Origin of the sequence: Bacillus sp. Marseille-Q3570 (assembly GCF_946151055.1) — a bacterium.
In the GTDB taxonomy this organism is placed as follows: domain Bacteria; phylum Bacillota; class Bacilli; order Bacillales; family Fictibacillaceae; genus Pseudalkalibacillus.
Window position 1 is genome coordinate 43050 of sequence record NZ_CAMGYZ010000004.1, and the last position, 26431, is coordinate 69480.

22 protein-coding genes are annotated in these 26431 nt (G+C 44.4%); all 22 read right to left on the reverse strand.

The features are described from left to right. Nucleotides 1-13: 13 nt before the first annotated feature. Complete coding sequence (locus N8M93_RS08155; protein WP_261130859.1) at nucleotides 14-1990, reverse strand: beta-galactosidase; 1977 nt, start codon at nucleotides 1988-1990, stop codon at nucleotides 14-16. A 122-nt stretch (nucleotides 1991-2112) separates the two neighbouring features. Continuing rightward, complete coding sequence (locus N8M93_RS08160) at nucleotides 2113-3111, reverse strand: LacI family DNA-binding transcriptional regulator (RefSeq protein ID WP_261130861.1); 999 nt, start codon at nucleotides 3109-3111, stop codon at nucleotides 2113-2115. A gap of 86 nt (nucleotides 3112-3197) precedes the next feature. After that, on the reverse strand, nucleotides 3198-4538 hold the full coding sequence (locus N8M93_RS08165) for a sulfatase-like hydrolase/transferase (protein ID WP_261130863.1): 1341 nt from the start codon (nucleotides 4536-4538) through the stop codon (nucleotides 3198-3200). 45 nt (nucleotides 4539-4583) lie between these two features. Further along, nucleotides 4584-6782 carry a DUF6259 domain-containing protein gene (locus tag N8M93_RS08170; protein ID WP_261130865.1) on the reverse strand — a complete coding sequence of 733 codons (2199 nt, stop codon included), beginning with the start codon at nucleotides 6780-6782 and terminating at the stop codon, nucleotides 4584-4586. A gap of 49 nt (nucleotides 6783-6831) precedes the next feature. Then, nucleotides 6832-7200 (reverse strand): cupin domain-containing protein, encoded by a 369-nt coding sequence (locus N8M93_RS08175; protein WP_261130867.1) that lies wholly within the window; start codon nucleotides 7198-7200, stop codon nucleotides 6832-6834. Then, nucleotides 7190-8302 (reverse strand): Gfo/Idh/MocA family protein, encoded by a 1113-nt coding sequence (locus tag N8M93_RS08180; protein ID WP_261130869.1) that lies wholly within the window; start codon nucleotides 8300-8302, stop codon nucleotides 7190-7192. The genes N8M93_RS08175 and N8M93_RS08180 overlap by 11 nt, the downstream gene beginning before the upstream one ends. Nucleotides 8303-8313: 11 nt before the next feature. Beyond that, nucleotides 8314-9132: a carbohydrate ABC transporter permease gene (locus N8M93_RS08185; protein WP_261130871.1), complete on the reverse strand. Its 819-nt coding sequence runs from the start codon at nucleotides 9130-9132 to the stop codon at nucleotides 8314-8316. An 18-nt stretch (nucleotides 9133-9150) separates the two neighbouring features. Further along, nucleotides 9151-10047, reverse strand: coding sequence for a carbohydrate ABC transporter permease (locus N8M93_RS08190; protein WP_261130873.1), 897 nt, complete (start codon nucleotides 10045-10047; stop codon nucleotides 9151-9153). Nucleotides 10048-10248: 201 nt separating this feature from the next. Next, the gene (locus tag N8M93_RS08195; RefSeq protein ID WP_261130874.1) at nucleotides 10249-11598 is read right to left on the reverse strand and encodes an ABC transporter substrate-binding protein; all 1350 of its coding nucleotides are present in this window, start codon (nucleotides 11596-11598) and stop codon (nucleotides 10249-10251) included. A 109-nt stretch (nucleotides 11599-11707) separates the two neighbouring features. Continuing rightward, nucleotides 11708-12634 carry a ribokinase gene (gene rbsK / locus N8M93_RS08200; RefSeq protein WP_261130876.1) on the reverse strand — a complete coding sequence of 309 codons (927 nt, stop codon included), beginning with the start codon at nucleotides 12632-12634 and terminating at the stop codon, nucleotides 11708-11710. A gap of 315 nt (nucleotides 12635-12949) precedes the next feature. Then, nucleotides 12950-14524, reverse strand: a complete 1575-nt coding sequence (locus N8M93_RS08205; protein ID WP_261130877.1) for an FAD-dependent oxidoreductase — start codon at nucleotides 14522-14524, stop codon at nucleotides 12950-12952. 637 nt (nucleotides 14525-15161) lie between these two features. Then, nucleotides 15162-16829, reverse strand: a complete 1668-nt coding sequence (locus N8M93_RS08210; protein WP_261130878.1) for an alpha amylase family protein — start codon at nucleotides 16827-16829, stop codon at nucleotides 15162-15164. 76 nt (nucleotides 16830-16905) lie between these two features. Continuing rightward, nucleotides 16906-18468, reverse strand: coding sequence for a DUF4127 family protein (locus N8M93_RS08215; protein WP_261130880.1), 1563 nt, complete (start codon nucleotides 18466-18468; stop codon nucleotides 16906-16908). A gap of 27 nt (nucleotides 18469-18495) precedes the next feature. Further along, complete coding sequence (locus tag N8M93_RS08220; protein ID WP_261130882.1) at nucleotides 18496-19389, reverse strand: carbohydrate ABC transporter permease; 894 nt, start codon at nucleotides 19387-19389, stop codon at nucleotides 18496-18498. Between the two features lie 12 nt (nucleotides 19390-19401). After that, nucleotides 19402-20271, reverse strand: coding sequence for a carbohydrate ABC transporter permease (locus N8M93_RS08225; RefSeq protein WP_261130884.1), 870 nt, complete (start codon nucleotides 20269-20271; stop codon nucleotides 19402-19404). Beyond that, nucleotides 20261-21175, reverse strand: coding sequence for an ROK family protein (locus N8M93_RS08230; RefSeq protein ID WP_261130886.1), 915 nt, complete (start codon nucleotides 21173-21175; stop codon nucleotides 20261-20263). The genes N8M93_RS08225 and N8M93_RS08230 overlap by 11 nt, the downstream gene beginning before the upstream one ends. A 12-nt stretch (nucleotides 21176-21187) precedes the next feature. Then, complete coding sequence (locus tag N8M93_RS08235; protein WP_261130888.1) at nucleotides 21188-22042, reverse strand: MurR/RpiR family transcriptional regulator; 855 nt, start codon at nucleotides 22040-22042, stop codon at nucleotides 21188-21190. Continuing rightward, the gene (locus N8M93_RS08240; protein WP_261130890.1) at nucleotides 21993-22736 is read right to left on the reverse strand and encodes an N-acetylmannosamine-6-phosphate 2-epimerase; all 744 of its coding nucleotides are present in this window, start codon (nucleotides 22734-22736) and stop codon (nucleotides 21993-21995) included. Before N8M93_RS08240 ends, N8M93_RS08235 begins: the two co-directional genes overlap by 50 nt. A gap of 80 nt (nucleotides 22737-22816) precedes the next feature. Continuing rightward, nucleotides 22817-24094 (reverse strand): ABC transporter substrate-binding protein, encoded by a 1278-nt coding sequence (locus tag N8M93_RS08245; RefSeq protein ID WP_261130892.1) that lies wholly within the window; start codon nucleotides 24092-24094, stop codon nucleotides 22817-22819. Next, nucleotides 24091-24402: a hypothetical protein gene (locus N8M93_RS08250; RefSeq protein ID WP_261130893.1), complete on the reverse strand. Its 312-nt coding sequence runs from the start codon at nucleotides 24400-24402 to the stop codon at nucleotides 24091-24093. Before N8M93_RS08250 ends, N8M93_RS08245 begins: the two co-directional genes overlap by 4 nt. Nucleotides 24403-24426: 24 nt before the next feature. Continuing rightward, a complete protein-coding gene (locus N8M93_RS08255) occupies nucleotides 24427-24852 on the reverse strand; it encodes an esterase family protein (protein ID WP_261130895.1) in 426 nt (141 codons plus the stop codon). Between the two features lie 504 nt (nucleotides 24853-25356). Then, a complete protein-coding gene (locus N8M93_RS08260) occupies nucleotides 25357-26409 on the reverse strand; it encodes a M14 family metallocarboxypeptidase (RefSeq protein ID WP_261130897.1) in 1053 nt (350 codons plus the stop codon). Nucleotides 26410-26431 lie beyond the last annotated feature (22 nt).

A 26431-nucleotide genomic window follows, 5' to 3' on the forward strand; every position in this document is an offset into this window, starting at 1 on the left:
GTCGCTTTTCTTTTCATCCTATTCTTTCATTTCGTACAATCAAGACATCCAACCCTTTGATGATCACTTCCCCTGAAACATGTTGATCTTGCAGGACATCGTATCCATCTTCCCGCAATACGACCTTTGTGGATTCATTTTTTCGATTTATATAAAAAGTATAATGATACTTCTCGTTCGACCTCGTGGAAACATAAACTTCTTCAGGAAGATCCGTAACCGGAAAATCGATATCCGTTGCAATGTCGGATAGTAGATCCCGGCAGAGCTTTCGATTTCCCATCACACCGACATAATACACCACTCCATCTCCATACTTGTTCTTGGATATGGCCGTCCTCCCAGCATAAAATTTTTCATTGTAGATAGCGATAGATTCAGCTTGTTCAATTTGGAGCATGTCTAACCAAACCTTCACGGAGTATTCCTTCCCGTTATAAGTGATCGAATTGGAATACTTGTTTGGAAGGACTTCAAATTCATCCACCACCACTCCAGCCATTTCCGATAAGAGCCCAGGCCAAGGGCTGTCAATGGTCGTATTAGACCAGGACTTCATCCCGCTTCTGGCCCCGATTAGAAGGTTCCCCCCTTGACGTACATACGTCTCAAAGTTTTCATAGATGTCATCACTGACCATGGACATGGATGGCGCAATCACGAGTTTGTATTTCGACAAATCAGCTGTCGGGTCAACGAGGTCTGCTGTCAGCCCCATTCGATTCACTTCTCGATAATAGTCTAAGAGATGGTCCCGATAATCAAAATTTTTATATTGTACATGTGTGTCATATGCCCACATCTGATCGTAGCAGTAAATGATCGCAATCGGTGCTTGAACCGTTGTTTTAATCAAATCCTCGCCAAACTTCTTCAATTCATCCGTCACTTGTTGAACTTCATAATACGCCCTTCTTGGACTTCCATCATGACGAAGGAGGCCGTTCGGGTTTTGTTCCCCACTATACCGATTGGATCGCCAGCGATAATACATAACCCCATTTGCCCCTCTGGCAATGTCCTGGTACGTCCACAACCGGACAAGTCCTGGTTCAATGGCTAAGTTATAATCACTGTAATTAAAATATCCGTTCTTTTGTTCCATGACCCAATGTGCCTGGTTCTTCACCGCTCGATAATGATCGTGCAAAAAACATTCTATATGATTATCTCCATCTACATGAGGATAGCTATCCCAGCTAATGAAGTCCAGCTTGTCAGCTAAACGATAGGTATTTAGATTGGGATACCAACCAAGGGCATTATGCGTCAAGAAATGATCGGGGGCATAGCTGCGAATGATCTCCGCTTGCCGATTCAGATGATTGATGGTCGAATCAGAACCAAATCTAGTAAAATCAAGCTTTTGACTGACTGATATGGTCAATTGGTCAGCTGATGGTAGCGCAACTTCTTCCCATTCGTTATAAACTTGACTCCAAAAACAAGTCCCCCACGCTTCATTCAGTTTCTCTAAAGAACCGTACCTTTCTTGCAGCCATTTCCGAAACCCAATGGCACATTCAGGACAATAACAATCGACATTCCTTAATTCATTGTCGATCTGCCAACCGATGACAGCTGGATGTTCGGCATAATGGGCAGCCATTTTTGTCACAATACGATCAACATAAAAGATGAACGTTGAATTATTATGGCAATGCATCCCTCGATCTGCGTGAATTTGTCCGAAGCGATTCGTCCGAACGACTTCAGGGTGCTTATGTCTCAGCCAGACGGGAGAAGCTTCAATCGGGGTTCCAAGGATGATACGCAGTCCTGCTTTTCCAGCCATGGCCATAAAATCATCAAGCCAAGTAAAATCGAACTCTCCTTCTTCAGGCTCTAAAAAAGACCAGGAAAGCTCCGCTAATCGCAACACGTTGATACCTGCATCTTTCATCATACGAATGTCTTCCAGCCACCTTTCACGTGGCCAATGGTCCGGGTAATACCCAGCTCCTATCGTAATCGATTCTGGTTGTTTCATGGAATTTCCCTCCTCGATCGTTTAAAAGGTGTGTGACCTCCAAGTAAAGCAAAAATGACTTGTGAACATTTACCTTTGTGACAATACTTCTAAAACCCTCATGGTTTACTCCTTTTAGAAGTTTAGTCACGTATATCTAATTCAGGCTTGAATATTTCATGGACTGGTTCTTTTGCATGTCCATTCAATTGGTTGAGCAAAATTTCACCTACTTTGACGCCCATATCATATGGGGATTGTTTTATACAAACGATACCCGGGGGTTTCAATAGCTGGGAGGCCTCCGTATCACCATATGACGCGACCACGATATCATCCGGAACCGTGTACCCCATTTTCGCTAATTGAAGAATCACCCCAAACGTCATCGTATTATTGAAGGAAAGGATCGCCGTCGGTTTTTGATCAAGGGTAAAGAAATGTGTGACAGCCTCTTCCCCATCCTCTTGATTGAATTTACCATTGAAAACAAGCTCGGGGTCTTCCTCGATTTGAAACTCCCGAATTGCCCTCTTATAGCCTTCATACCGCTCTCTACCTGTACTTACCTCTAGGGTTCCATTAATCACTCCAATATGGCGATGTCCTTTTTGAAGCAAGTATTTGGTTAATTGATAAGCTCCTTCTACATTGTCTTCCACAACTGAATCTAAATGACCGGAATGATCGCCTAGTTTTCTATCGATCAGAACAACCGGTACACCCTTCTCTTGAATCTTGGTGATGGTTTCGTCATTTTCACTGGAAGTAGCGAGAACAATTGCCTGGACTCTATTTTTAAGAAGGGCGTGTAATGTTTTTTCCTCTTTATGAGGATTCTCATCACTGCTCACGAACATTAAAATATAGCCGCTTTGCTCTAACGTATCCTCGATTCCTTTTGAAATCCTCATAAAATATGGATTCGAAATATCCGGAATGATGACACCGATGGTAGAGGTCCGATCCATCTTCAGACTTCTGGCAATTCCATTCGGCTGATAATTCAACTGTTTGGCTACGGAAAGAACCCTGTCCCTGATTTCTGCACTGGCATACCCGTTATTATTCAAAACCCTTGAAACGGTGGCGGTTGAAACGTCTGACATTCTAGCGATATCTTTGATAGTTACATTGATCAATAGGAACACTTCCTCATCAACTGAAATCGATTACATATGATATTAGTATAATCATTGCTCCATTTTATTGAAATCTCAAAGTCGGATTATACAATTTCGGGTTCATAGGAGGATTTTATCTCATCATGCAGCCGTCTTTCCCGGCCAGTCCATTGATTATCCCGATGATCGTCCATTAATCGGGCATGCAGCATCAGTTCGAACAACTCACTACGTAGTGCCTGATACTCTGGAAGCGGATATAAATTATCCATCTCCATCGGATCCTTCTCCAGTTCATACATCTCACCGTCACTAAAATTGGAGTTGTACCATAGCTTATGTTTGTTCGTCCGGATTCCCATAGTGCCGTCTCCATCCGCAATGGTCACATACTCTCTGACTGCTGATCCATCTTCGATCGAAGGTACTAATGAATGGCCAGGAAATGAAACATCTGGCGAAAAGCCCATGATGTCAAATAACGTCGGAGCATAGTCTATACTAGAAGCAAGGGTCTCTATACTCTTACCGGCATGACGTCCATCAGGGAAGCGGATCATGAATGGAAGTCGGATTTCAGATTCATATTGCGTAGCCCCTTTATTGAAGATGCCATGTTCACCATGGAGCTCTCCATGGTCCGACCCAAAAACAATCAAGGTATGTTCTAACAGGTTTTTTTCGATCAATTTATCCATCAACATTCCAACACAATCATCGACCATTTTCAACATACAATAATGGCTGGCAATTCCTTTTCGGACCATTTCATCTGTAATGTCACCGAACATATTTTTAAAATGATCGACCCGACGGCGATAGGCTTTGGATTTCGTCTTATATTCGTCTTTGTGACAATTGACCGGTAACGGCACATCATCCGGCTTACAAAAATCAAGGTATTTCTCAGGCATGACATAAGGTTCATGAGGGGCATGGAATCCGACAAACAAAGAAAAGGGCTCGCTATCACTGAGTCGATCCAATGTCTCACACGCCCGACGAGCAATATGGATGTCATAATAATTTTCTTCAGATTCAGGTGAAGCAATCGGATGAAAGTGATCCCAGCCTTCTTGATTCCCGAATGATTTTCCGACAGGAACCTGGATGTGAAAACTACCAGCATGGATCATATGGGTTTTTCCAACCGATACGCTCCGATATCCATTTTCCCTCAGTAACTGCATCCATGTTGTTTCACCTTCTGTACTGAACTTCCGATTCCCGCTCACGCCTACTTTCCAAGGTTGTCTACCAGTCAAAAAAGCATGTCTGGACGGAACGCATGGTAAGCCTGCAGTATAAAAACGGTTGAATGATACGGATTCCCGTCGAAGCTGTTCCATGTTGGGATAGTTCGCACAAGGATGGCGGCCATCCCCGATGGAATCAGCACGCTGCTGATCCGTCATGATGAATACAACATTCATGTTCTGCCTCATTCCGATTCCTCCCATCATTTATATCTTCCAGTTCATATGGAACGATCAAATTTCGATCAAAAGGACACTTTTTTGGGGAATGGATAGGGTCAACGTACTGAGTTCCTCAACCAATTCCACAAACTTACCATCCACGTGAATCTTTGCAGTTGTCTTTCCATGAACATACCCTGCTGGATTGACAGTTATTTCTTGATCCTCATTGCTGACATTTGCAAAGAATAGTCCGACTTGGCGTCCGGGGCTTTCCCAAACCGAATGGACAATCGAATCCACTGCCAGTTCGCCTGAATCGTTGTATTCTTTAAAGTTCTTTGCACAGTTATAATGGGACCAGCATAGATTCACTTTTTCACAGTCGAACTTAAGCGGTCGTAACATCTTCCCATACGCTAAATATTTATTCCCCACACCCGTCCTGACATGGGCAAACTTAGAAATATATTCTGCACGTCGAGGAGAAAATGGATAGCCCTGTGGTTCAAACGGATAGTAATGTTCCTCCCTTGTATTTTCAACGCCATCGATTGCCTCTAACGGACTATATTCATAGTTTAATTCGTACAGGCCACCCCAAAGGTACGTACGGGCGACAGTAAAGTAAAACAGGTCACCAATTTCTTCAACCAATTTCCCCCATCCATCCAGTCGAACGGGCCCATATTCATGATAGACATAGGTGAACATGGGGATGATCTCGGCCTCCCCGGATTTCATCAACTCTCTGATGTTCCAACCTTCCAATGGTGCAGCTGGCTGTGCTCCCGCCCGCGCCTGATAATAATCCAATGTATCAAGGAACACTTCATTCATCATTTCCGTCCCCATCGGGATATAGGAAAGGTCCGCCTTTTTCATCATGGCTTCTTTCGTTTTGATATAATTTTCCCTATACGCCATCGTGATGTGGCTGCCTGCGCCCTTTGGATGACCATGTGATTCGTCCATACAGATTTTCAAAATATTATTTGCAGAAATATCGTAATAGATGGAGTCGACGTTTGCTTCTTCCTGGAGTCTTTCATCCCGTTCAATATGAAATCTTTGAACATAGGGTTCAGCTGGACAAATGAGCGAAAACTTATATGCATCGATGCTTTTTTCGGCGGGTATTCTTTGCAACGCTTTCTTGCCTAACTCTCCATCAGCCCCATTCACATTAAATAGATAGTCGAATTCGAACGGCGCATATTTATCACCGAATGAAGCCATCGATTCTAAATTCCTTTGATTGAACTTTGTCGGAAACCAATCATCCAGTCCACCAGGAACCCCGCTGCCGAAGCTTTGAATTTGATGGGTCCAGTCTGGTCCAAGGATATGGAACATTTTTGTTTTCAAGTGATCATGATGCGTTTGAAACCACTGCGTCCGATCCGAACCAGCATTGATCCCGAATGTCGAAACACCCATTTCTTCCAAGAGCCAATCGCATTTTTCACTTTCATCAGCCTCAGCCAACGTGCCTTTCTGACACCAATATTGTTGAATTGCCCAGGTCTTATAAATGTCTGCCCCTTCATACCAACCCTGGCCATCCAAAAGCTTAACCACAACCGGATAGCTTACATTGATCCCTTTAAATGGACCGATGTCTTCATAGCCATGGATAAAGGAAGCTTCAAGTAATTGGTTCTCATTTTTATAAAAGTTCAACCACTTCGCGTAGCTTTCCCCATCATAAGCGGCAAAATAAAGACCGCCCTTCCCTTGTCCAAAATAACTGAAAAACTGCATCGTCGCTCCGGAGAAACCTTCAGGATATGGCATGAATCTCAGACCATTCCATTCGGTCGTGAAATTCGCCATCGGATTATGAATGGAAACACCCGTGGCAAAACTATGAGCGAGATGATCATCTTGCCCATCCTCCGTGATTTCTCCAATATTCGGGATAATCGGATATTCCAGGCTATAAATCTCATTGTCCGATTCATTGGAGACATCACTATCAAAATAGATTTCATCGGTATCGGGGTTTAATTTAATCGTCGACGTCAATGTTATCTGATCGGAGATCGCCCACGTAAATTCATATCCGCTCATTTCTTGGATTTGAAGCTCTCTAAAAGAAAATTGCTGAAAATCGGCCGTCGTCCTCTCATTGATTTCGATTCGAAAAGGGTCAGCATCCAAAAGCCGCGGGATATATTCGATCTCTCTTTGCTTATCATACAGACGTTTGATTACGCCTCTGTCTTCATCAAATGAGATGGACAGCCACTCATTCTCTAGAACTAGCATCTTGAGTCCTCCTATGTATAGGATACGCGGTTATTTTACGATGAACCAATCAGTCTTCTATGAAGAAAGTCTCTCTATCTGGCGAAGAAAATGAAATAACGGCTTTCAAAGGCTCCTGACTCGTGCAAAAAGCATAATGCTTCACACCTTTTGGAATACAAATGACGTCACCTGGCTGTAATGGATAGGTTTCGTCTCCGATCTTGTGATCACAGGTACCAGATAACACATAGAGAACTTCCTCACAATTAGGATGAAGGTGGTAAGGATTCCTTTTTCCAGGCAAAATAGTGACGACACCAAAAGTAGATTCCGCTTCTTGCATCAATTCACTGTTGACCAACCAGGAAAGCTGCCCCCATTCCATTTCTATTAGATTGTTCTCTACAGCTTGCTGAATCAAATGTCTATAGCTCATGCTCCACCTCCTTAGTTGCTGGGTTCAATATCACCCGTTTGCCTTCAGGCGTCATCCGATAAGCCTCAAACATCTTCAAGATTTCTAACGATTGTTCAAGTGTCCCTTTCTTAGGAGGCGTTCCATTCAGTATGCTGTGGCAAAAATGGTTCACCTCTTGGACATAACCTAAATAGAAAATATTTTTATTGTATAGCTGTCCTAATGAAAATTCAGGCTCCCAATACAGTGGTGCTTCCTGTTCGTCCACTATATATGAAGAACTTCTTCCATACATCGGGGGCTTGGCTTTTCGAAAATAAGTCACTTTCACCCCATTATCGACCACTACATTTGCACCCTCCCCAATGACTTCGACTCTTTCCAGCGGACTACCTGAAGATTCACCAGCTGTTAAATGCATCGTACCAACTGCTCCTGACACAAACCGGATATTCGTCACGCTCCCCCCATTAAACGGTTCCCGTTCGTACGAGAAAGAAGCGATTTTCCCCATTAGATAGAAGAGGATTGAACCTGGATGGAAGATATGATCCAAAAACCACTTCATCTTCGATAGATCGTCCCGTTCTTCAAATGGTGGCAAGTTCTGTGGATATCGGATATAAATCGACGATGGTATGCCGAATTCAGGAGAGGTGATGATTTCCTTTACTTTTTCGATAGAAGGAAAAAACACCTTCTTTAATCCCGTCATGACATAACGGTGTTTCTCTTCACTTAATTGAAGCAATTCTTCCGCTTCATCTACACTGGATGCCGTCGGTTTTTCCATCCAAACGTGGCAGCCCGATTGTAATGCATCCTTTGCAAGCTGTACCGCTTGGACACACCCATCTGCATCGTACGACGTCACAATGAACACAGCATCCGGTTTTTCTTTTTCCAACATCTCAATATGATCCGTGTATGATCGCTCGGCACCGAATTGACGTTTATAAGCATCGGCTTTTTCCTTGTCTTTATCACAAATCGCAACCAGGTCTATCGGCGTATATTGGAAAGTTGGATAAATGTTTCGAAAGGAATGTCCTCCTGCACCAATAAAGCAAACCCTTATTTTACAATCATATTCGAAGTTATACCGGATATAAGATTCCAAAAGAACGCCTCCTACTTGATTCCAGAAATTTTGATTCCTTCAATCAAATACTTTTGAAAGAATAGGAACAGTATGATGACAGGTAAAGCGGAAATGGTGGAACCTGCCATGATCATGGACCAATCACTGCTTTGTTCGGATCGGAAGTAGGCGAGAAGCTGCATGATCTGGTATAACCTTTCATCCGAGATCGTCATGATCGGCCAGATCAAGGCATTCCAATAGCCTAAGAATGCGCCGATCCCTACCAGTACAAAGACAGGTACGGATAAAGGCAAAAAGATATACCAATAAATTCGGAAACGGGACGCTCCATCAATCAATGCCGCTTCCTCCAACTCGACCGGGATATTCAAATAGAACTGCCGGATTAAAAATACATTGATCGCAGACGCAATCCCAGGAATGATGAGAACGGCTAACGTATTCAACATTTTAAGCTTTGCTACAACAATGTAAGATGGAATCAGGATCGCCATGGATGGGATGAACAACGTCATGATCACGTATATCCATAATTGATTCTTGAATGGAAAATCCAGTCTTGCAAAGGCATACGCTGCCATTGAGTTGACAAAAATGATAAGTATAGTAAAAATGACCGCACCCAATAAGGTGATTAAAATCGATCGCAGGAACGCATCTGATTGAAAAAGCTCAACATAGTTCGAAAAATGCCATTCTGACGGAAAGAATTTAAATGGATAGGCCAGTACTTCTGATTTTGATTTGAACCCGGCAATCGCCATCCATACAAGAGGAAATATGGAAATCAATGCAACAAACAACCCGATGATATTAAGAAGACTTACTTTTAATTTACTTTTCACATCACTCACCTCCAGATGTCAGCCATCCAATCCTTTCTTTGAATTCAAAACCTTGAAAATGATTGCTGAAATGACCCCCAACACGATGAACAGGACTAATGCAGAGGCAATGGTGTATCCCATATATGGATCACTCTTGAAATGATTATAGATGAATAGGTTAGGCATCATCGTTTCATTCAATGGACCCCCTCCTGTCATCATATAGGGAAGGTCAAACTGTTGAACGGCGCCTGTCGTCCCGACGACTAACAGGTACAGAAAAATATTCCTCAGTAATGGGATCGTAATGTGAACCGCCTTCTGAAAGGCATTTGCCCCGTCAATTTCAGCTGCTTCATAATAGGATCGTGGAATATCATTCAAGCCTGCAAGCATGATCAATGTCGTCATTCCAAAACCAAGCCATATCGCTGGAACGGAAATGCTGCCTAATGCAAATTTTATTTCAGTCAACCATGCAACCGGTTCAATTCCGACAACTCCAACTAAAAAGTTGGCTAACCCACCATAGTAATCATAGATGAATAAGAAAATGATAGATGCGACCACGCCAGAAATGACATGCGGAATATAAATGGAGCCTTTTAGAAAACCGCTTACTTTTCCACCGACCGTTTTGATCAAGTTTGCGAACAAAAAGGCTAAGACAAATTGAACAGGAATGACTATAAGTGCAAATTTCAATCCTACCCAGAGCGACTTGTAAAATTGATCATCATAGATCACCGCTTTAAAATTATCAAATCCGACGAAAACCGAATCCTGATAAAAATTCCATTGATAGAAGCTTACAAAAATCGCGTATATCAGAGGAATGACAACGAATGTCGACAACAATACAAGTAGTGGAAGAAGCATGAGATATGCGGTTGTCGTATCTTTCTTTTTCATGAAATACATATTTTTTGCCATAGTCACCCACCCTATTAAGTGAAACTTTCATCAGAGGGGGACCCTTTGTCCCCCTTTGATGATGAATTGGATAATCGGGGTGTTCACGTCCTCCAGTATGAAACATCACCTTACTGGAAGTCATTTGGACGGCTCCACCGGGATCAGCAGGGGTCTTGAGACTATGAATCTCTCGACCATCTAATCTAGCTTCTTACCTTATCATTGGTTTGGATTTGTGCCTGCATAATTGTTTACTTTGATATATTCATTTATTTCTTTCTCAGCAATAGCGAGGGATTCTTTTACATTTTTCTTATTCAAGTAAACCCTTTCAACAGCATTTGCATACGACATACTGAAATCCCAGGCATAGATCGGCTCAGCGACCGCATATGGTACTACTTCTTCTGCAATCATTTTTCTCCACTCATCATTTTGGGCATCAGGATCAGATTTCAAAGCTTCATCCACTGACTTGCGTGCAGAGAATTTGGAAAACTTGGTTACATTTTTAAAGAAATCGATCATGATCTCAGGATCGTCCGCAAGTAAATACGAAATGAAATCCGCAGCCTCTTGAGGATGTTCCGAATTGCCGTCAATCGTTAAGGTCCATCCACCTAAAGAAGCTGTTGGTACGTCTTGATTGCCATCTGGTGTCGGTACCGGAGCAATGCCGATTTTGTCCAATACATCTGGATAAGAATTACGGAGCTCACTGATTCCCCATGATCCATTAATTTGCATAGCTGCACGGCCCTCAGCCAATGGTTTAATGTCTGTATATGGCCCTGGTGCTTGCTTTGGAAGTATGCCTTCCTTATACAAATTGCTCCAGAATGTAAGCAATTTTTCATATGGTTCTGAATTGATGGTTGCCTCAGACCAATCTTCATTGACAGGGGATCCGCCGACCATGGCTTGCAACCCCCAGTGTGTCCATCCGAGTTCTGTTGTATTTCCAGCTGCAGCCAATCCAACCCGTTTACCTTGTTTCAGCTTCTTCCCATACTCGATCCATTCATCCCAAGTCTTAGGTGGCGAATCCGGATCTAATCCTGCTTCCTCAAAGAAATCCTTTCGGTAATATAAAATCGAAGAAGGCTCCAATAGCATTGGATAGGCATAATGTTTTCCGTCATACGAAACGAATTCATTCACATTCTCGTATAAATCTTCCCAGATTTTTGAATCGACATAGTCATCTAAAGGTTTTATCGTTCCTTGTTGAGCGGAAAAAATGATTTTATTATAATTCATCGTTGTGATATCCGGGCTCGTCCCTGCTGCTTGAGCTGCCTTGATTTTTTGGTCCCACGCATCTCCAGGAATGAACTCGACTTTGACTACTACATCGTCTTGTGACTTGTTGTAAGCATCAATGTTTTTCTTGAACCAATCAGCTGAAAGATCATCCCACTGAGGAGTCCAAAAGTTCAACACGGTTTTCCCGTCCGCCGTAACTTCCTGACTGGCATTCCCTTCTGGACCAGTGCCTGTACATCCAGACAATACAGTCGATACAATCATCAACACGGCAATAAAACCTACCAAGTACTTTTTACGCATTTCGACAACCTCTCCTCTTCTGGATCATTTGATTACACCTTGATCAACATTCCTTCCTTACTTGAAAGTCAAAGGGACCTCCAAATCATAAGCCTCCCCCCTTAAGAGATCATTGCAAAACTTCTTTCGCCTTTATAAATTCTTCCACCTCTTCAAAATGAGGCAATGATGGTATGGCCCCCTGTTTGGTAACCGCTAATGCCCCTACTGCATTCGCATGTTTCACTGCATCAACTAACGATTTCCCGCCTGTAATCCCGACCGATAACGCTCCATTGAAGGCATCTCCTGCTGCCACGGTGTCATATGGCGTTACTGGGAATCCAGGAACATAAGTCGTTCCCGACTTGTCCACGATCAGGGCACCCTTTTCACCCAACGTAATGATGACATGCTGAACCCCTTTTTCCAGAAGTAATCTTCCTGCTTTCTCTGCATCCTCTTTGGTATGGATTTTAATACCTGTCAGGATTTCAGCTTCGGTTTCATTCGGTGTCAAATACGTGATTTTTTTCAACAGATCATCACTCAGCTTTTGTGCAGGAGCCGGGTTCAATATGATAGGGACCCCTGCATCATCCGCATATGTAACTGCTTTTTCAATCATCTCCAGATCCATTTCCAATTGCATGAGGACGATATCAAAATCGTTTATCATACCTCTTATTTGTTCGAGGTCCTTTGCTTTAAAAGATAAATTCGCCCCTGGTATGATAACGATCCGGTTGTTGCCGTTCGCCTCGACCATGACAAGGCCGACCCCTGTGGAATTCTCGAGATCACGCTGGATATAATTCGAGTTCACTTTTTCCTGATTCAATACGTCAATGGCCTCATTGCCAAACTGATCCACCCCGACCATCCCTGCCATTGTGACATTTCCTGAAAGCCGGGCAGCTGCTACAGCTTGATTCGCTCCTTTTCCTCCCGGAAATCTCAATAATGCTTTTCCTATGATGGTCTCCCCATTCTCAGGTACTCGAGGCGTCCTGACGACCAAATCCATCATAAAACTACCAATCACCAATATACTCACACTTCATCTACATCCTTTGTCGAAAAATTCTGAATCCTATGTGTAAACGTTTACACATTAGCAAAAAATATATCAATGTATTTTGTGTAAACGTATACATATTGCGTCAAAAATTTTTGTTTCATATGTAAACGTTTACACATTTTGTGAAAAAAATATAAATCGACTTCGATTATTTCTTAAAATGATGATAATATACTTTTCGATATTTTTCAATCTTTTTTTCAAAATTTTCTAACATCGGTGCCCGGCACTTTTTAAGAACCGTTGGGGCACAAGGGGTAAATTGTCGTGCCAGGCACCAAAATTCCGGATTTAAATGGCTTGGATTTTTGGCCACTCAAGTTCGAGTTCTTGTTTGCGGAGGAGGGTTTGATAGTCTTGTAGATGCTCTTGAGTGTGCCGGACTGCTCGAGGTTCGATGCTTTTTTCGTGAGCATATGCCGCTAAATAACCTGCTGATTCACCGATGTTCCATTCGACGGGATGGACGCGGAAGCAGCCGTTCGTAATATGTGTGGCTCCGATGTTTTTGCTTCCTGCGATGAGATTCTTCATCCGGACAGGTAATAGCGTTCCAAGCGGTATTTCAAAAGGCAGACTCGGTGTATAGAACAGCTGATTGGTCACGATCGTCGGATGGAGATCGATCCGATAACAACCGATACCGACTGAATCTGTAACTTTCTTGATTCCTTTGTCTCCTCGATACTCGGCATTGATATCCTGTTCTTTCACGGTGGTTTCTGCCTTTATCCGCCGTGATTCGCGAATATAAGGATACATCGCTAACCCATCATCTGTTCCCGCAACATCCCGTCTCAACCGTAATCCTCGATAACCGATCCCACCATCATGCCTCGGTGCTTCTGTCTGCATCCAATATAGCAGGGATAAACTTAACTGCTTTGCACCCTTCAGATGTTTGTAGCGCTCATCTTCATCCACTTCATATATCGGACCGAGCCAATAATCGTTTTGCGGCCAGTTGATAAGTGACAGATCACCTTCAGCAAAGCCATCACGCAATAGACTTTTATCCAAAGCCCGTCGATATTCCCACAATGAAAACAACCCCTTTTGCGGAAAGAGCGTGAATAGCTTCGATTCCCCGGTCGCGGCATCCGGGCCGAACCAGCTTAATTGTTTATGGTCCAAGAAATCCGCCTGGTAGTTTTTCCAGAATTCATACTGCTCTGGTTTTTCAATTGTGTGATCTTCACCTTCGATATAATCCACCGCAAAACAATGAGTGATCGACTGCATATCCAGTGGTTCTGCCCCACCCTTCAAGGCATGCAGCTCTCCGGTTTCATCCTGGGATTCGGCACCCGTCACATATTCAACGCCTGCCAACGGTAAAAGATCCCCACACTCGGTTGCATCAATAAAGATCGACCCACTGATTGTTATTTCATCGCCCGTAATCAAACCTCGAATGGTAACTGAACGTATTTCATCTCCATCCGTTTCTGCTGCGATTGGTTTATGCTCCAGAAGCATCGTGATTTTACCAGTATGGATATAAGGAGCAAGTATATCATTCAACACTGCTAAAGATACCCTCGGGTCGTGGGACAGCCGGCTGACAAGCGCATTCCCGGGATTCAGCTTCGGATTACGTGAAGCCGCTTCCGTCAGCGGATAATTATTCCGATAATACTCTCGGATGCGATTGCGAAACTCCCGATACGTACTTGTGCATCCGAATTGTTCGATCCATTTATGTTCGTCCGGCGGAACGAGCTGGCTGGTCAGCTGTCCGCCAATCCGCCTCGTCTCTTCTGTCAAAATCACCTTTTTTCCCATTTTTGCAGCAGAAAGCGCGGCCATAGTCCCACCAAGTCCGCCTCCGATGACGATGATTTCACCATGCAATTCTTTATTCATAAGGAACGACTCCTTTTTAAAAATGTTATGTAAATGTATGTTGTACTTGATCAAAATCAGCAGGAAAACCTTTCATGAGTACATGAAAACTCACAAAACCGATTTTGATGTACTCATGAGTGCTTCATGAGTACGTGAAAACATACAAAACCGAATTTGATGTACCCAGGAGAGCTTCATGAGTACATGAAAACTCACAAAACCGATTTTGATGTACTCATGAGTGCTTCATGAGTACATGAAAACTCACAAAACCGATTTTGGTGTACTCAAGAGTGCTTCATGAGTACATGAAAACGCACAAAACCGAATTTGATGTACTCATAAGTGCTTCATGAGTACATGAAAACGCACAAAACCGAATTTGATGTACTCATAAGTGCTTCATGAGTACATGAAAACGCACAAAACCCAATTTGATGTACTCATAAGTGCTTCATGAGTACGTGAAAACTCACAAAACTGAATTTAATGTACTCATGAGTGCTTCCTGAGTACGTGAAAACTCACAAAACTGAATTTGATTTACTCATGAGTGCTTCATGAGTACATGAAAACACACAAAACTGAATTTGGTGTACTCATATAAAGATATTTCATAGAATCGGGCTGACCCGTAAGCCAGCCCAAACCATCATTATTTATCTTCTCTGATCATTTTCAATAAACCTGGAATCTGGTGTGGCGGCTGAGAGTCTTCTGCAAACTCTTCTTCGATGATGTCCCACCAGCCAAACTGTTCAAAATAAACAAGGTCGAAGAGCATAATCCCGTGGGACCGCTCCATCACGGATCTCAAGCCTTTACGGAACTGCTCTGGATCACCTTTGTACTGGTTCAAATAAAGGCTTCCATAAACGAAAGTGGCTTCATTCACGACATCGAAGGCGATATCCGCTGAGCCTTCAACGCTGTACCAATCCGGATTCCCGGACTCGATCGCTTCTTCCCGTGTCACATCATAAAAGTAGTTTCCTGTCATCAAGAAATCGAGCACTTCGGCATAACCGGTTTTACCGTAGTCAGGACTTGCCCAATCATAATCGGGCTGGTGCGTTCGGCTTGCCCAGTTCACACCCTCACTATAGTAAAGCGGGTACCATGCACCGACATACGTGCTGAAGAAAAGAGAAGAATCTTTTTCATGGACGAGTTCCTCTGCTTGTCGGAAGAAGTCTTGTATATTACCCGCTCTCCATTCGATCCACTTCTGATAAAGTGGTCCTGGATTACGCTCCTGCCCATTTTCCGTAAACTCGATGCTGAAAATATCCTCCGGCCAGTTCGTGACGCTTTCACCGATATACTCTTCGAAACGCTCACGGCTCAAATCACTGAAATCGGCATTGATGTTCGAGTAACGCGCACGATCCAGTACGATCCCGTCGATGTCATAGTTGTCGATCAACTCTTCAATGATACTCAACTCGTAACTTCTCACGTCTTCACGGATCGGATTGGTGAATGTTGAAAACGAAGGGTATTCCGATGCCGGGACCAATTCCGTTTTTGAAGCGGAATAGTCGATTTCATCTCCGACTTGGACATTTTCGTTCAGCCATGTCCGTGCTTCACCATGCCCGGATAAGACGACACCATTTTCCGGAACTTCAACAGCTGGAGCACCATATGTACGGTCCACTTTTTCAGTTACGACTCCATCTGTGATCTGGACTTCGGTACCCCATTGGTTAGCAGGAGACACATCATATTCAGAAGGTGTATACATGACCAACTGGTTCGAACCTCTTGTCGTGTTCACTCCCGTTATGTCGAATGTTTCTCCATTTTCAGCTTCTGCAACTCGTGAAGCCATGTAAAATGTCGTCTGCCACTCCGGGTTTTCAAAGGCCGGGCCATCTTTATAATCGTTGTTCCCTTCCGAAAAGACATTCACGTTCGCATGGACCTGGATTCCATACTTATGTGCTTCCTTTATCACTTCTGTAAGCAAGTCATATCCTTCAGGGAACTCGTCGTATTTCGGAATCTCTGATGTGCTCATATGCGGGGCGATTTCACTCAAGTACCCGACAAATCCAGTGTAGTTCTTTACGTCGAGGATGATCGTATCGATGTTTGCATTTGCGGTCTTTTCAACAATGTTTTTCACTTTTTCCGGCGTGTTCAGATTCTGGATGTTCGCCGAAAGGTCGTACCATAAAATCCTTGCTTTCTTGTCATTTTCATTCACGAGGTCTTGAAGCACTTGATGCCTTGATTTGTCATTTCCAGTTGCTGTTGCCGGTATGACCAGGCTGAACAGCAAAACAACGGACAGTAGAACACCGAATAGTTTTTTCATCAAATCCCTCCGAATTTTCAATTGAACAAGATCCAGCTGCAGCGGTGAGAATAAGGAGAATCGTTCAGATGTCGGTTCAGTGAACCACCTCCTTAAGATTTGCCTGGTTTCCCTCCAGCTCAATCACCAGACCGATTTCAAACGTCCGGTTCCAGGGAAGCGCGAGGTTTTGGATTCTTGGGGCAAAACCTTGGCAAAGTTGGAGCTTTTTCAACATCTCTCCAGCAGCTTCCATGAACTCTTGCTGTACAACTTCAAGCAACTCATCATCATTTAACCTGGATTCATCCACTCGACCCCTGACATTCTGGCGGACGACCGATTGATAGAGATAGTCATCTAAAAGGCGCAACGTCAACAATTCGAGGTGCCTTTTCCGGAAGTCGGTATCCAGCAAAAACCCATTCAGTTTCTGCAAATGGACCATGGCAGAATGAGCGATGACCGTTCCCAGGGAGTTGCCCGCCGTATTCCAGCCAGCAAAGCCTGACAGGTGGCTGAAAATCCCCGAATCAATCAATCTCGGCATAAGTGCTGGGTCGGCGCCATTCGCATACGCAAGATCGGCAACCGCTACATCTTTTCCTTTTTCAAGATAATGCTTGATCTTCAACATCCATTCCCCGAGATTCCGGTCCGTCGTGTCGACTTCATACAAACCCCTTTGTAGGGCGAGGTCCCCCTGCTTCTTCCCAGGAACATTGACCGCAAGAAGCACGTCTGCTTCTGGTGAACTTTCTACGGTAAAAGATCCGAACGCATAGACTTGGCCTTTGACAGATTCAGTGATCGGCCGGTCTTCATACATCGCATTGGACAACGCCCCTTTTTGACCACTGTAAAAAGGATGGAAGATCGGCCTCTTCACGTCTTCAAGATCATAGACCATCCTGGCGACCAACGTACTTGCCACCTCATCAGCTCCAGGGTAGATGAAAACTTTCTCATGAAGGGTACGTTTGTTCACCTCTTCCGAAAGCAATTCCTGCTCCTGGATGTTATAGCCGTATTCCGCTGTATCGTCTTGCGGGAACACAAGGGTATCAAACAAGCCAGCATCGACTTCATCCAGCAATGAAAGATTGATCGTAAAATTCCGCTCTCTCGTTTTCTTGTAATCTTTTAAAATCGTATCCGGTATCTGCGGCTTCAGCTCCTCCACCAGTTTTTTAGAGTTGAAATCCTTCGTTTTCGAATGACGATGGGAGTGATACGAGAATTGCCAGATTTCTTTCCCGTAGCGGCTCCAGTACTCCTTCTCCTCTTCATTCACATAAGAATTGGAAAGGCGCATCGTGGCACTGAATCCCATGATTTTCAGTTCCGGATTGACGGCTTTCAGTTCTTTTAAAACTTGAAGGCGGGCACGGACTTCATCTACCGTCGCCTCAGAAATCCGCGAAGAGACAAGCCCGCCATAGCCGAGCATATCGACCGATACGATAATCCCGTCTACCTCATGTGCCATTTCTCTCAACCATTTTTGCAAGTGATCAAGATTACCTGGCTTTTTTAAAAATCCGAGCTCATGACGTTCTGGTACGAGGACTTCCCAGCCACCGATTGCTGCGAGCTGCCTTGGAAGGTCGCGTGTAACCGGTCGGGCATCAACTGGCAAGAGTGCAATTTTCCGTTTCATCGGTCTCTCATCCTTTCTGTTAATCTATTATCCTTTTACGGCTCCGCTCGTCGCTCCTTTGATGAAGTAGCGTTGGAGGATGAGGAAGAAGATGATGATCGGCAGGACTGAAATGACGGAACCGGCCGCAATCATCCGCCAGTCTGCCGAAAACAGTCCGGTGAGCGCGTTCAAACCTAGCGGCAGGGTGTACATCTTCTGATCATCGAGAATGATCAACGGCCACAGGAAGTCTCCCCATGCCATCACGAATGTGAAAATCGCGAGCGTGACCATCGACGGTTTTACAAGCGGAAGCAGGATCCGCCACCAGATCTGGAAACTGTTTGCGCCGTCCATTCGCGCTGATTCATCAAGTTCATATGGAATCGTGATGAATGCCTGACGCATCAGGAAGATTCCGAATGCCGTCGTCGCATGCGGCAGGATCAGACCGGCATACGTGTTTTTCAACCCAAGATCGAGTGACAGGATATAGATCGGTATCATCAACAGCTGGAACGGAATCATCATCGTACTGATGATCAGGATGAAAATGATGTTTTTCCCTTTGAAATTCATTCTTGCCAGCGGATAAGCGGCAAACGAACAAAACAAGACGTTAAGGAGTACCGTGAAAAAGCCGACGATCGTACTGTTCATCAAATATGTCCAGAACGGGAACGCATCCATCACCCTTGAAAAATTGCCCAGCGTCGGGCTTTCCGGAATGAATTTCGGCGGGTAACTGAAGATGTTTTCATGCCCTGATTTCAATGCGGTCGCAAGGAGCCATAAGAATGGACCGAGCATACCGATGGCTACGATGATCAAGAGTAGGTAGATCAACAGTTTTTTGATACGGCTTTTCGTTTTTACATTCATCATCGGACGGGTCTGTGTGGCGATGGATCGTTTTTTATCTGTAACAGGCGCTTCCATTTTTCTCCCCCCTTATGCTACGTTTTCTTTCCTGCCCATCAGTTTCAGATTGACGACTGAAAAGATGAGTGTGATGAGAAAGAGTACGACGCCGGCAGCACTTGCATAGCCCATGTTCAACTTTTCAAATGCCTCTTGATAGATATAAAATACGAGCGTTTTCGAACTGTTCAGCGGACCGCCGCCTGTCATGATGTAGATCTCTTCAAACACTTTCATCGCGGCAATCGACGACATCACCGTGACGATGATGATCGATGGCATCAACATCGGGATTGTGATTCGGATCGTCTGCTGCCACTTGTTCGCCCCGTCGATTTCTGCCGCTTCGTATAGGTTGGATGGGATGGACTGAAGCCCTGCCAGATAGATGACCATGTAATACCCTAAGCCCTTCCAGACCGTTACGGCCATCACAGCAAAAAGGGCCGTTTTTTCTGACGTAAGCCAGTGGACTGGGCCGTTGATCATACCGACCACCTCTAGTAAGTAGTTAAGAACTCCTTTCTCGGCATAGACCCATTCCCACGTGATCCCGACGACGACCCATGAGGTGACGACAGGTATGTAATAAGCTGAACGGAAAAATCCGATGCCTTTGAGCTTTTGATTGACGAGGATCGCGAGAAAAATCGGCAGGATGATGAGCGCCGGAACAACGCCGACAAGATAAATCAGCGTCTGGATCAGCGTTTTCCAAAACATGCTATCATCGAAAAGTTTCTCGTAATTTTCAGTGCCGACGAAGGTTGGATCGACAATCATGTTGTAGTCGGTAAAACTTAACCAGATGGCTTGCAACAACGGATAAAAAATGAATGCTCCCAAAATCACACATCCTGGCAGCAAAAACAAATACGGTGTCAACGCGTTACGCTTCACAATCTCCCCCCTTACTCAATGCATCGAACAACAGCTTAGCCGAGCCGATCATCCCGGCTTTGTTCCCCAGCGTTGCTGCAAGAACATCCAGCTTTACTTCTTTTTTGTGCAATTTTTGTTGGAGCGTCGGCCACCACTTGTCCTTCGACTCGATCACCCCGCCGCCGATGATCACGGCTTCCGGATCGATGCTGACGGAAAGGTTATAGATGACAAGCGTAAGATCATCGATGTACCTCTCGACGACAGGCTGGATTTCTTTTTCGCCAGTGTGGAAAGCTTCAAACACTTCTGCTCCGTTTTCATAGGTTCGGTTTCCGGATTGTTCATTCGCGAGACTTACTAATGCAGTGCCCGAAAGATATTGTTCAATACAACCGCTATTTCCACAGTTACATGACCGTCCCTCTGGATAGAGGATGACGTGGCCCCATTCACCGCCGTTCCAATGATTTCCTCGGAAGATTTTCCGATTGACCATGTTCGCCCCGCCCACACCAGTCCCAAGGGTCAGGAATGTGACTGAATCATAGTTCTCTTTTTTATTCCACCACTCTCCTGCCAGTGCTGCATTCGCGTCATTGTCGACGACAGCAGGAAGTGAATATGTATTTTCGATAAAATCGCGCAAGTTAATGCCCTGCCACCCGGGAAGATTGGCTGTACTATAAACGACTTCACCAGTTTTAAAATCAACTCTGCCGGCGGTGCCGATCCCTATTCCAGTGATCTCTTTATCTTTTTCAAACAAGTGATCGATCGTGGCGGTCAATGAGGCAAGGATTCCTTCCCGTCCCTCGGTCACATTGGTCGGTGTGGTGCACTGGTGATGGATTTTTCTGTTTTCGTCGACGATAGCCCCTTTAATTGCAGTACCGCCTATATCGATTCCGATCGCTTTCATCTTTTCACCATCTTAATAGATCTTATTTACTACGGATTGTGCGGTCTTTTCTTTCATTTCTAAGGATTCCTGTTTGTGTTTGAGTGCAAGCCCTGTACATAAAAGATCGATCACGAATAGCTGTGAGATTTTTGCGGCAAGGGAACTTCCTTCTAGAGGCGATTCTTTTCCTCCGTTGATCAGGACAGCATCTGCGATTTTAGTGATCGGTGATCTCGCATGGTACGTGACGGCTATCGTTTTCGCGCCATTTTCCTTTGCGATTTTTAATGAATCGATTGTGTCCTTCGTGCTACCGGATACGGTTATGCCGACGACAAGATCATTCTCTGATAGGGTTGCGGCTGTCATTGACTGTAGATGCGGATCGATTACTGCATCCACTCTTCTTCCGATCCTGAGAAAACGGTTTTTAGCATCGAGCGCGGTCAATCCGGAAGTACCGACTCCGAAAAAGTGGACGGACGACGCTTGATCGATCATGTCGATCGCTTTATTGATGGCCTCTTCACTGTTCATGGAGACGGTTTCATGGATCGCATCGATCGTATAGGAAGAAATCGTGGTGAACAGATCATTTTGTACAGCGTTACCCGATTCATCTCCAGTCTTGTTCGCTAAATCCTTTGCAATCGCCAGCTTGAATTCTTGATAGCCCTTCAACCCGATTTTCCTGCAAAAACGCAGGACGGTCGTTTCTCCGACCTCTGCTGCATCTGCAAGATCCGTGACAGAGTAGTAAATCACCTGATCAAGCTGTTGCATCACGATGTCTGCAACCTTTTGCTCCGACTTGGTCAAAGCAGGAAAATAACTGTTAATCAACCCTTTTATATTTCCGGTCCGATTCGCTTGTTTCACTGTCATCCGCATAGCCTTCTTTCTTTAACAGATTTGTGTATCTCCTGGTGATTTCCTGAGGTCTTGTGATTGCTGAACCTACCACAACACTATGTGCACCGAGTTGTAACGCTTTTCGTGCCTCTTCTGGTGAGTGGTATCTTCCTTCCGCAAACACCGGTACGGTCAGACGTTTTGCCAACTGTTCCACTAGTCGAAAATCCGGTGTATCGATCGATGGAGAATAAGGTGTATAACCGGAGAGGGTCGTTGAAATGCAATCCGCTCCTGTCGCAGCCGCTTTCAGCCCTTCTTCAACAGTCGAAACGTCCGCCATCACCACTTTTTTATGACGATGGATATAGGTGATCAATTCGGCGACGGTCTGTTCGTAGGGGCGCGTCCTTAACGTTGCATCGATTGCGATGATGTCAACGTCCACTTTGATCAATTGGTCAATTTCTTTGGCAGTTGGGGTGATGTAGACTTCACTGTCGGGATAGGATTTTTTCACCAGTCCGATGATGGGGAGGTTCGTCATCTTCTTGATTGCCACGATATCTTCAGCCCCGTTCGCTCTGATGCCGACAGCACCGCCCATTTCAGCAGCCTGCGCCATCTTCGCCATCACTTCCGATCCGTGAAGCGGCTCATCCTCCAGTGCCTGGCAGGAAACGATCAGTCCTCCTTTTACTTGTTGAAAAATCGTTAATGGTTCCATCTCTCTACATACCACCACTCTTTGAACTCATTTTGTTGGAAAAAGAAGAAGGGGAAGACGATTTCCCCTTGTATTCTTCCTTATTGGGATAGGATTTCGTTCCATTCTTTCTCAGCTTGTTCTACCGCTTCTTCAGGAGTCATTTTACCAAGCATGGCCGCATGTAAAGCTTCATTGATCGATGTTTTCAACTCTTCGTAATTTTCCATTGGCGGTACGAGGACTTCACTTTCCTTCAACTGCTCAGCAGAAACGATTCGAGCTTCATCAATCGGGGTCGGATCTTCAGGAAGCTCATTGAAATACGGATCGTCTAACGCACTTTCGATTGAAGGAAGGATAGGGACGATCTTATCGAACTCAACCTGATTTTCAGCATTGGTGATGAAAAGAGAGAACTTGACCGCTTCCTCCTGGTGTTCACTCTGTTTCGGAACGACGAGGTTCATCGCTGCTGTATTCTTTTTGCCTGATGCGCCGGTGATTTGTGGTCCTGATTTTGTTGCTTTTAAGATATCAGGTGCGTTCTCTTCCACCTTGTTCAGGAATTGCGGTCCTGACGCTAAAATGGCGAGCTGGCCGGCCTGATACATATCAATTGCTTTTCCGTGTCCTTCTGTCAGTACTTCACGCGGAATCAAGTCATCCTGGTAAAGATCCACGAAGAATTCAAATGCTTTGATTCCTTCAGGCGTGTTGAAAGCTGCTTTTGTCATATCTTCGTTTGTCAGATCCACATCCATCATGACGAGGGTTTCGAGCAAGTGGCTTGCATCGAGCGGCGGGAAGAACGCGTATTTTCCCGTCTCGTCTTTTATCGTTTTCGCAACATCTTTAAGCTCATCGAACGTTTTTGGAGGTGAATCCGGATCGAGTCCAGCTTCTTTAAAAATATCTGTGTTGTACATCGTCACCTGGGAAGAGAGATACCATGGGATCCCGAAGGTCTTGCCATCGAACGTGTTCGACTTCCAAACCCCTTCGAAATATTCATTCTTCTTTTCCTCACTAACCACTTCGTCCATATTGATGAGAGCATCCAATTCAGCTAGTTTCGATGCGAATTGTGGGTTGAGGTTGGCGACATCCGGAGCTGTTTTCGAAGCGACTGCCGCTAAAATTTTCTTTTCCGTATCCGCCCAAGGGACATCGACCCATTTCACTTTGATGTTTGGATTTTCCTCTTCAAAATCTGCGATCACGCCATTGATGTAGTCATCGAATGTTGGAGAAAGCTGCATCGTCCAGAATTCGATTTCGACTTGTTCCCCTTCTTCCGAAGTTTCAGCACTTTTACAGCCTGAAATGATAAGAGCTGTGATCAACAATATGGACATTAAAAATGACCACTTTTTCATAAAATCCCCCTCTTTTCCGTTTCGTTTTCCTGGTGGGCGAAATATGACAACGCCCTTTTCAGATCATTTTTCCAAAAACTCCAGAGATGGCTTTCATCTTCTTCGTAGTATGTAAGGTTCGTTTTTGCCTGTTGGAAGGCGTGTGCAAGTTTTCGGTTATTCGTTGTGATGTCGAGCGTCTTCCCGCTGATTTGAGATTGAAAACCATCTTCATGCACCCCATACACTTGATACACGTGCCAGTTTGATCGGGTTTCCTCTTTTACTTTTTGTATGAGTGGTTCTTCGATTGCTGCAGATTGAAGCAAAAGGTGTGTCCAGACTGATGGTTGTTAGAGCGCTAGCGCTAGACTGACGGCAGCTCCGAGTGAATCACCGAGCAGACCCATTTTTGTGATGTGTTTTCTTTGTTGAGTGAATTTCGTTTGTACGAAAGGTAGTAATTCTTGATGGAAAAATTGGAGATAATCTGAGTGGTGTGTACCTTCTGGGTGGTAAAATTGATAACGCTCATGTGAGGTTCCTGGTGGAATAAGGATCATGGCAATGTTTCCGAATCGACTATTGTTCTGATTGAGCAATCCTGTGAATTGTTCCTTCAAGCTTCCTAACTCTAAGTAATCTTCCCCGTCCTGCACAAAAAGCAGGCTGCAATCATCCCCTTCATATTTGAAGTGCTCGGGGTGAAGGAAAATCACTTTTTGCTCCCTGTTCAAGATGGTGCTGGAGATTACACTTTCCTCTAAAGCAACGCCCATTCAACCCCTCCCAAAATTTGTTACCAACATAATAACACAAATTTTCAGAAATATGGATAATTTCTCTAAAAATGATAAAAAAGGCGGATATAATCTCCAAAACAATGATAATGTACCAGGCACCGATTAAGAAGCCTTGCGTGGTGCGGATTCCTGATCGGTGCCTGGTACACTTTTGAAAGTGTTGCTGCGCAAGGGATTGAATTTGGTGCCAGGCACACTTTGAAAACCCTTGTGCGGCTTGGGTTCTTTTTCGGTGCCTGGCACCTTCTGAGAACCGTTGGGGCGCAAGGGCTGAATTGTCGTGCCTGGCACCGAAGAATGAAAGATGGCACCGAAATAATTGCGACATTTTTCGTGTTTGGTCAATCAAGCGTTTGTTTAAGTGGGGGAATCGCTGTTGTTGTGGGGTTTTCGATTTCAATCAAATGTTTGTTTAACATACAGAAAAAAGGACTAACTCTCCTCTACTTGATTGTGTAGGAGTTAGTCCTTTTCCATTTATTAATTACCGAATTTCGATTCGTATAGTTGGTAACTTTCTTCTGCAGCGTACAGCCCTACTGATTTATTCTTTTCCCAGGTTGGATCGAATTCTGAGATTGGCAGATGACGTTGACCTGGATATTTTCCGATTTCCATTGTTAGACCTGGTCGTTGATATTTGCTGATGAACCAGTCTGTCATTCCACCGCCAGATGGATTATCTCCAGCATAGATCATTTGATAACCAGTCATATTGCTGACTTCGCTGGCGATCCGATGATCTCGGTCATATTGTGCCCCTGTTTGTTTATAGTTCCAATAAATAACTTCTCCAGCGCTATGATAAGGGACAGCAATTTCAGGCATAATCGATTTTGTAAAGTTCACAACAGCCCTGACTTCTGATGCGCTATGAGGTGCTACTCCTTTGTAAAAAGCCCAGCTTGGTTCGGGGCGAGCATCCTGGATGTTGTTCCAATCCGCATTGTAATTCCGGTTCAAATCGACGCCTTTAGCATTCGCTTTCCACCTCGTAAAATCAGTACTTCCCTCGTTCATCCGGATCAAATCGTCATGTACACTGTCCGGGAAAGGCTCCAAACCACTCTGTTGTAACGTAACGCCATCTGGATTGACCATCGGAACAAACCACATCGTTGTTTTATCAAGGACTTCTTTTACATTATAACCATCGATCGTGCTGCCAGCTTGATAGGCCCGAGCATACTCATCGATCATGTACATGTTGAGGTTGGTCGTCAGCCATTCTCTCGCATGATGAGAACCATTAATAAAAACGGATGGCCCTCCAGGATCCTTGTTCCCAAGGGAAACAGCATAGATATTGCGACCGTACTCACTCTTCCCAATCACTTTATAGTTTATGAGATTAGGATGTTTTTCAGCTAGTAGTTTAATATCACGGACCATCTCAGAGTATGTATACGTTTGATGGGGATCTACTACACTTTCATGGGCACTAGTAGACGTTGGAAACAATAATATGCTTCCCAACAGGATAATGGAAAAATACGTGAGAGTGTGTTTCAGATTGAACTTCTTCAGATTCATCGTTTTAGCTCCTCCTATAATT

Excerpts from the sequence above, each read along its gene's own strand:
- N8M93_RS08175 (WP_261130867.1), bottom strand. The coding sequence starts at position 7,200 with ATGAGCTATAGACATTTGATTCAGCAAGCTGTAGAGAACAATCTAATA.
- N8M93_RS08165 (WP_261130863.1), bottom strand. The coding sequence starts at position 4,538 with ATGAGGCAGAACATGAATGTTGTATTCATCATGACGGATCAGCAGCGT.
- N8M93_RS08240 (WP_261130890.1), bottom strand. The coding sequence starts at position 22,736 with ATGGAACCATTAACGATTTTTCAACAAGTAAAAGGAGGACTGATCGTT.
- N8M93_RS08220 (WP_261130882.1), bottom strand. The coding sequence starts at position 19,389 with ATGGAAGCGCCTGTTACAGATAAAAAACGATCCATCGCCACACAGACC.
- N8M93_RS08170 (WP_261130865.1), bottom strand. The coding sequence starts at position 6,782 with ATGCTAGTTCTAGAGAATGAGTGGCTGTCCATCTCATTTGATGAAGAC.
- N8M93_RS08210 (WP_261130878.1), bottom strand. The coding sequence starts at position 16,829 with ATGAAAAAACTATTCGGTGTTCTACTGTCCGTTGTTTTGCTGTTCAGC.
- N8M93_RS08205 (WP_261130877.1), bottom strand. The coding sequence starts at position 14,524 with ATGAATAAAGAATTGCATGGTGAAATCATCGTCATCGGAGGCGGACTT.
- N8M93_RS08260 (WP_261130897.1), bottom strand. The coding sequence starts at position 26,409 with ATGAATCTGAAGAAGTTCAATCTGAAACACACTCTCACGTATTTTTCC.
- N8M93_RS08245 (WP_261130892.1), bottom strand. The coding sequence starts at position 24,094 with ATGAAAAAGTGGTCATTTTTAATGTCCATATTGTTGATCACAGCTCTT.
- N8M93_RS08215 (WP_261130880.1), bottom strand. The coding sequence starts at position 18,468 with ATGAAACGGAAAATTGCACTCTTGCCAGTTGATGCCCGACCGGTTACA.
- N8M93_RS08195 (WP_261130874.1), bottom strand. The coding sequence starts at position 11,598 with ATGCGTAAAAAGTACTTGGTAGGTTTTATTGCCGTGTTGATGATTGTA.
- N8M93_RS08235 (WP_261130888.1), bottom strand. The coding sequence starts at position 22,042 with ATGACAGTGAAACAAGCGAATCGGACCGGAAATATAAAAGGGTTGATT.
- N8M93_RS08230 (WP_261130886.1), bottom strand. The coding sequence starts at position 21,175 with ATGAAAGCGATCGGAATCGATATAGGCGGTACTGCAATTAAAGGGGCT.
- N8M93_RS08155 (WP_261130859.1), bottom strand. The coding sequence starts at position 1,990 with ATGAAACAACCAGAATCGATTACGATAGGAGCTGGGTATTACCCGGAC.
- N8M93_RS08190 (WP_261130873.1), bottom strand. The coding sequence starts at position 10,047 with ATGGCAAAAAATATGTATTTCATGAAAAAGAAAGATACGACAACCGCA.
- N8M93_RS08255 (WP_261130895.1), bottom strand. The coding sequence starts at position 24,852 with ATGGGCGTTGCTTTAGAGGAAAGTGTAATCTCCAGCACCATCTTGAAC.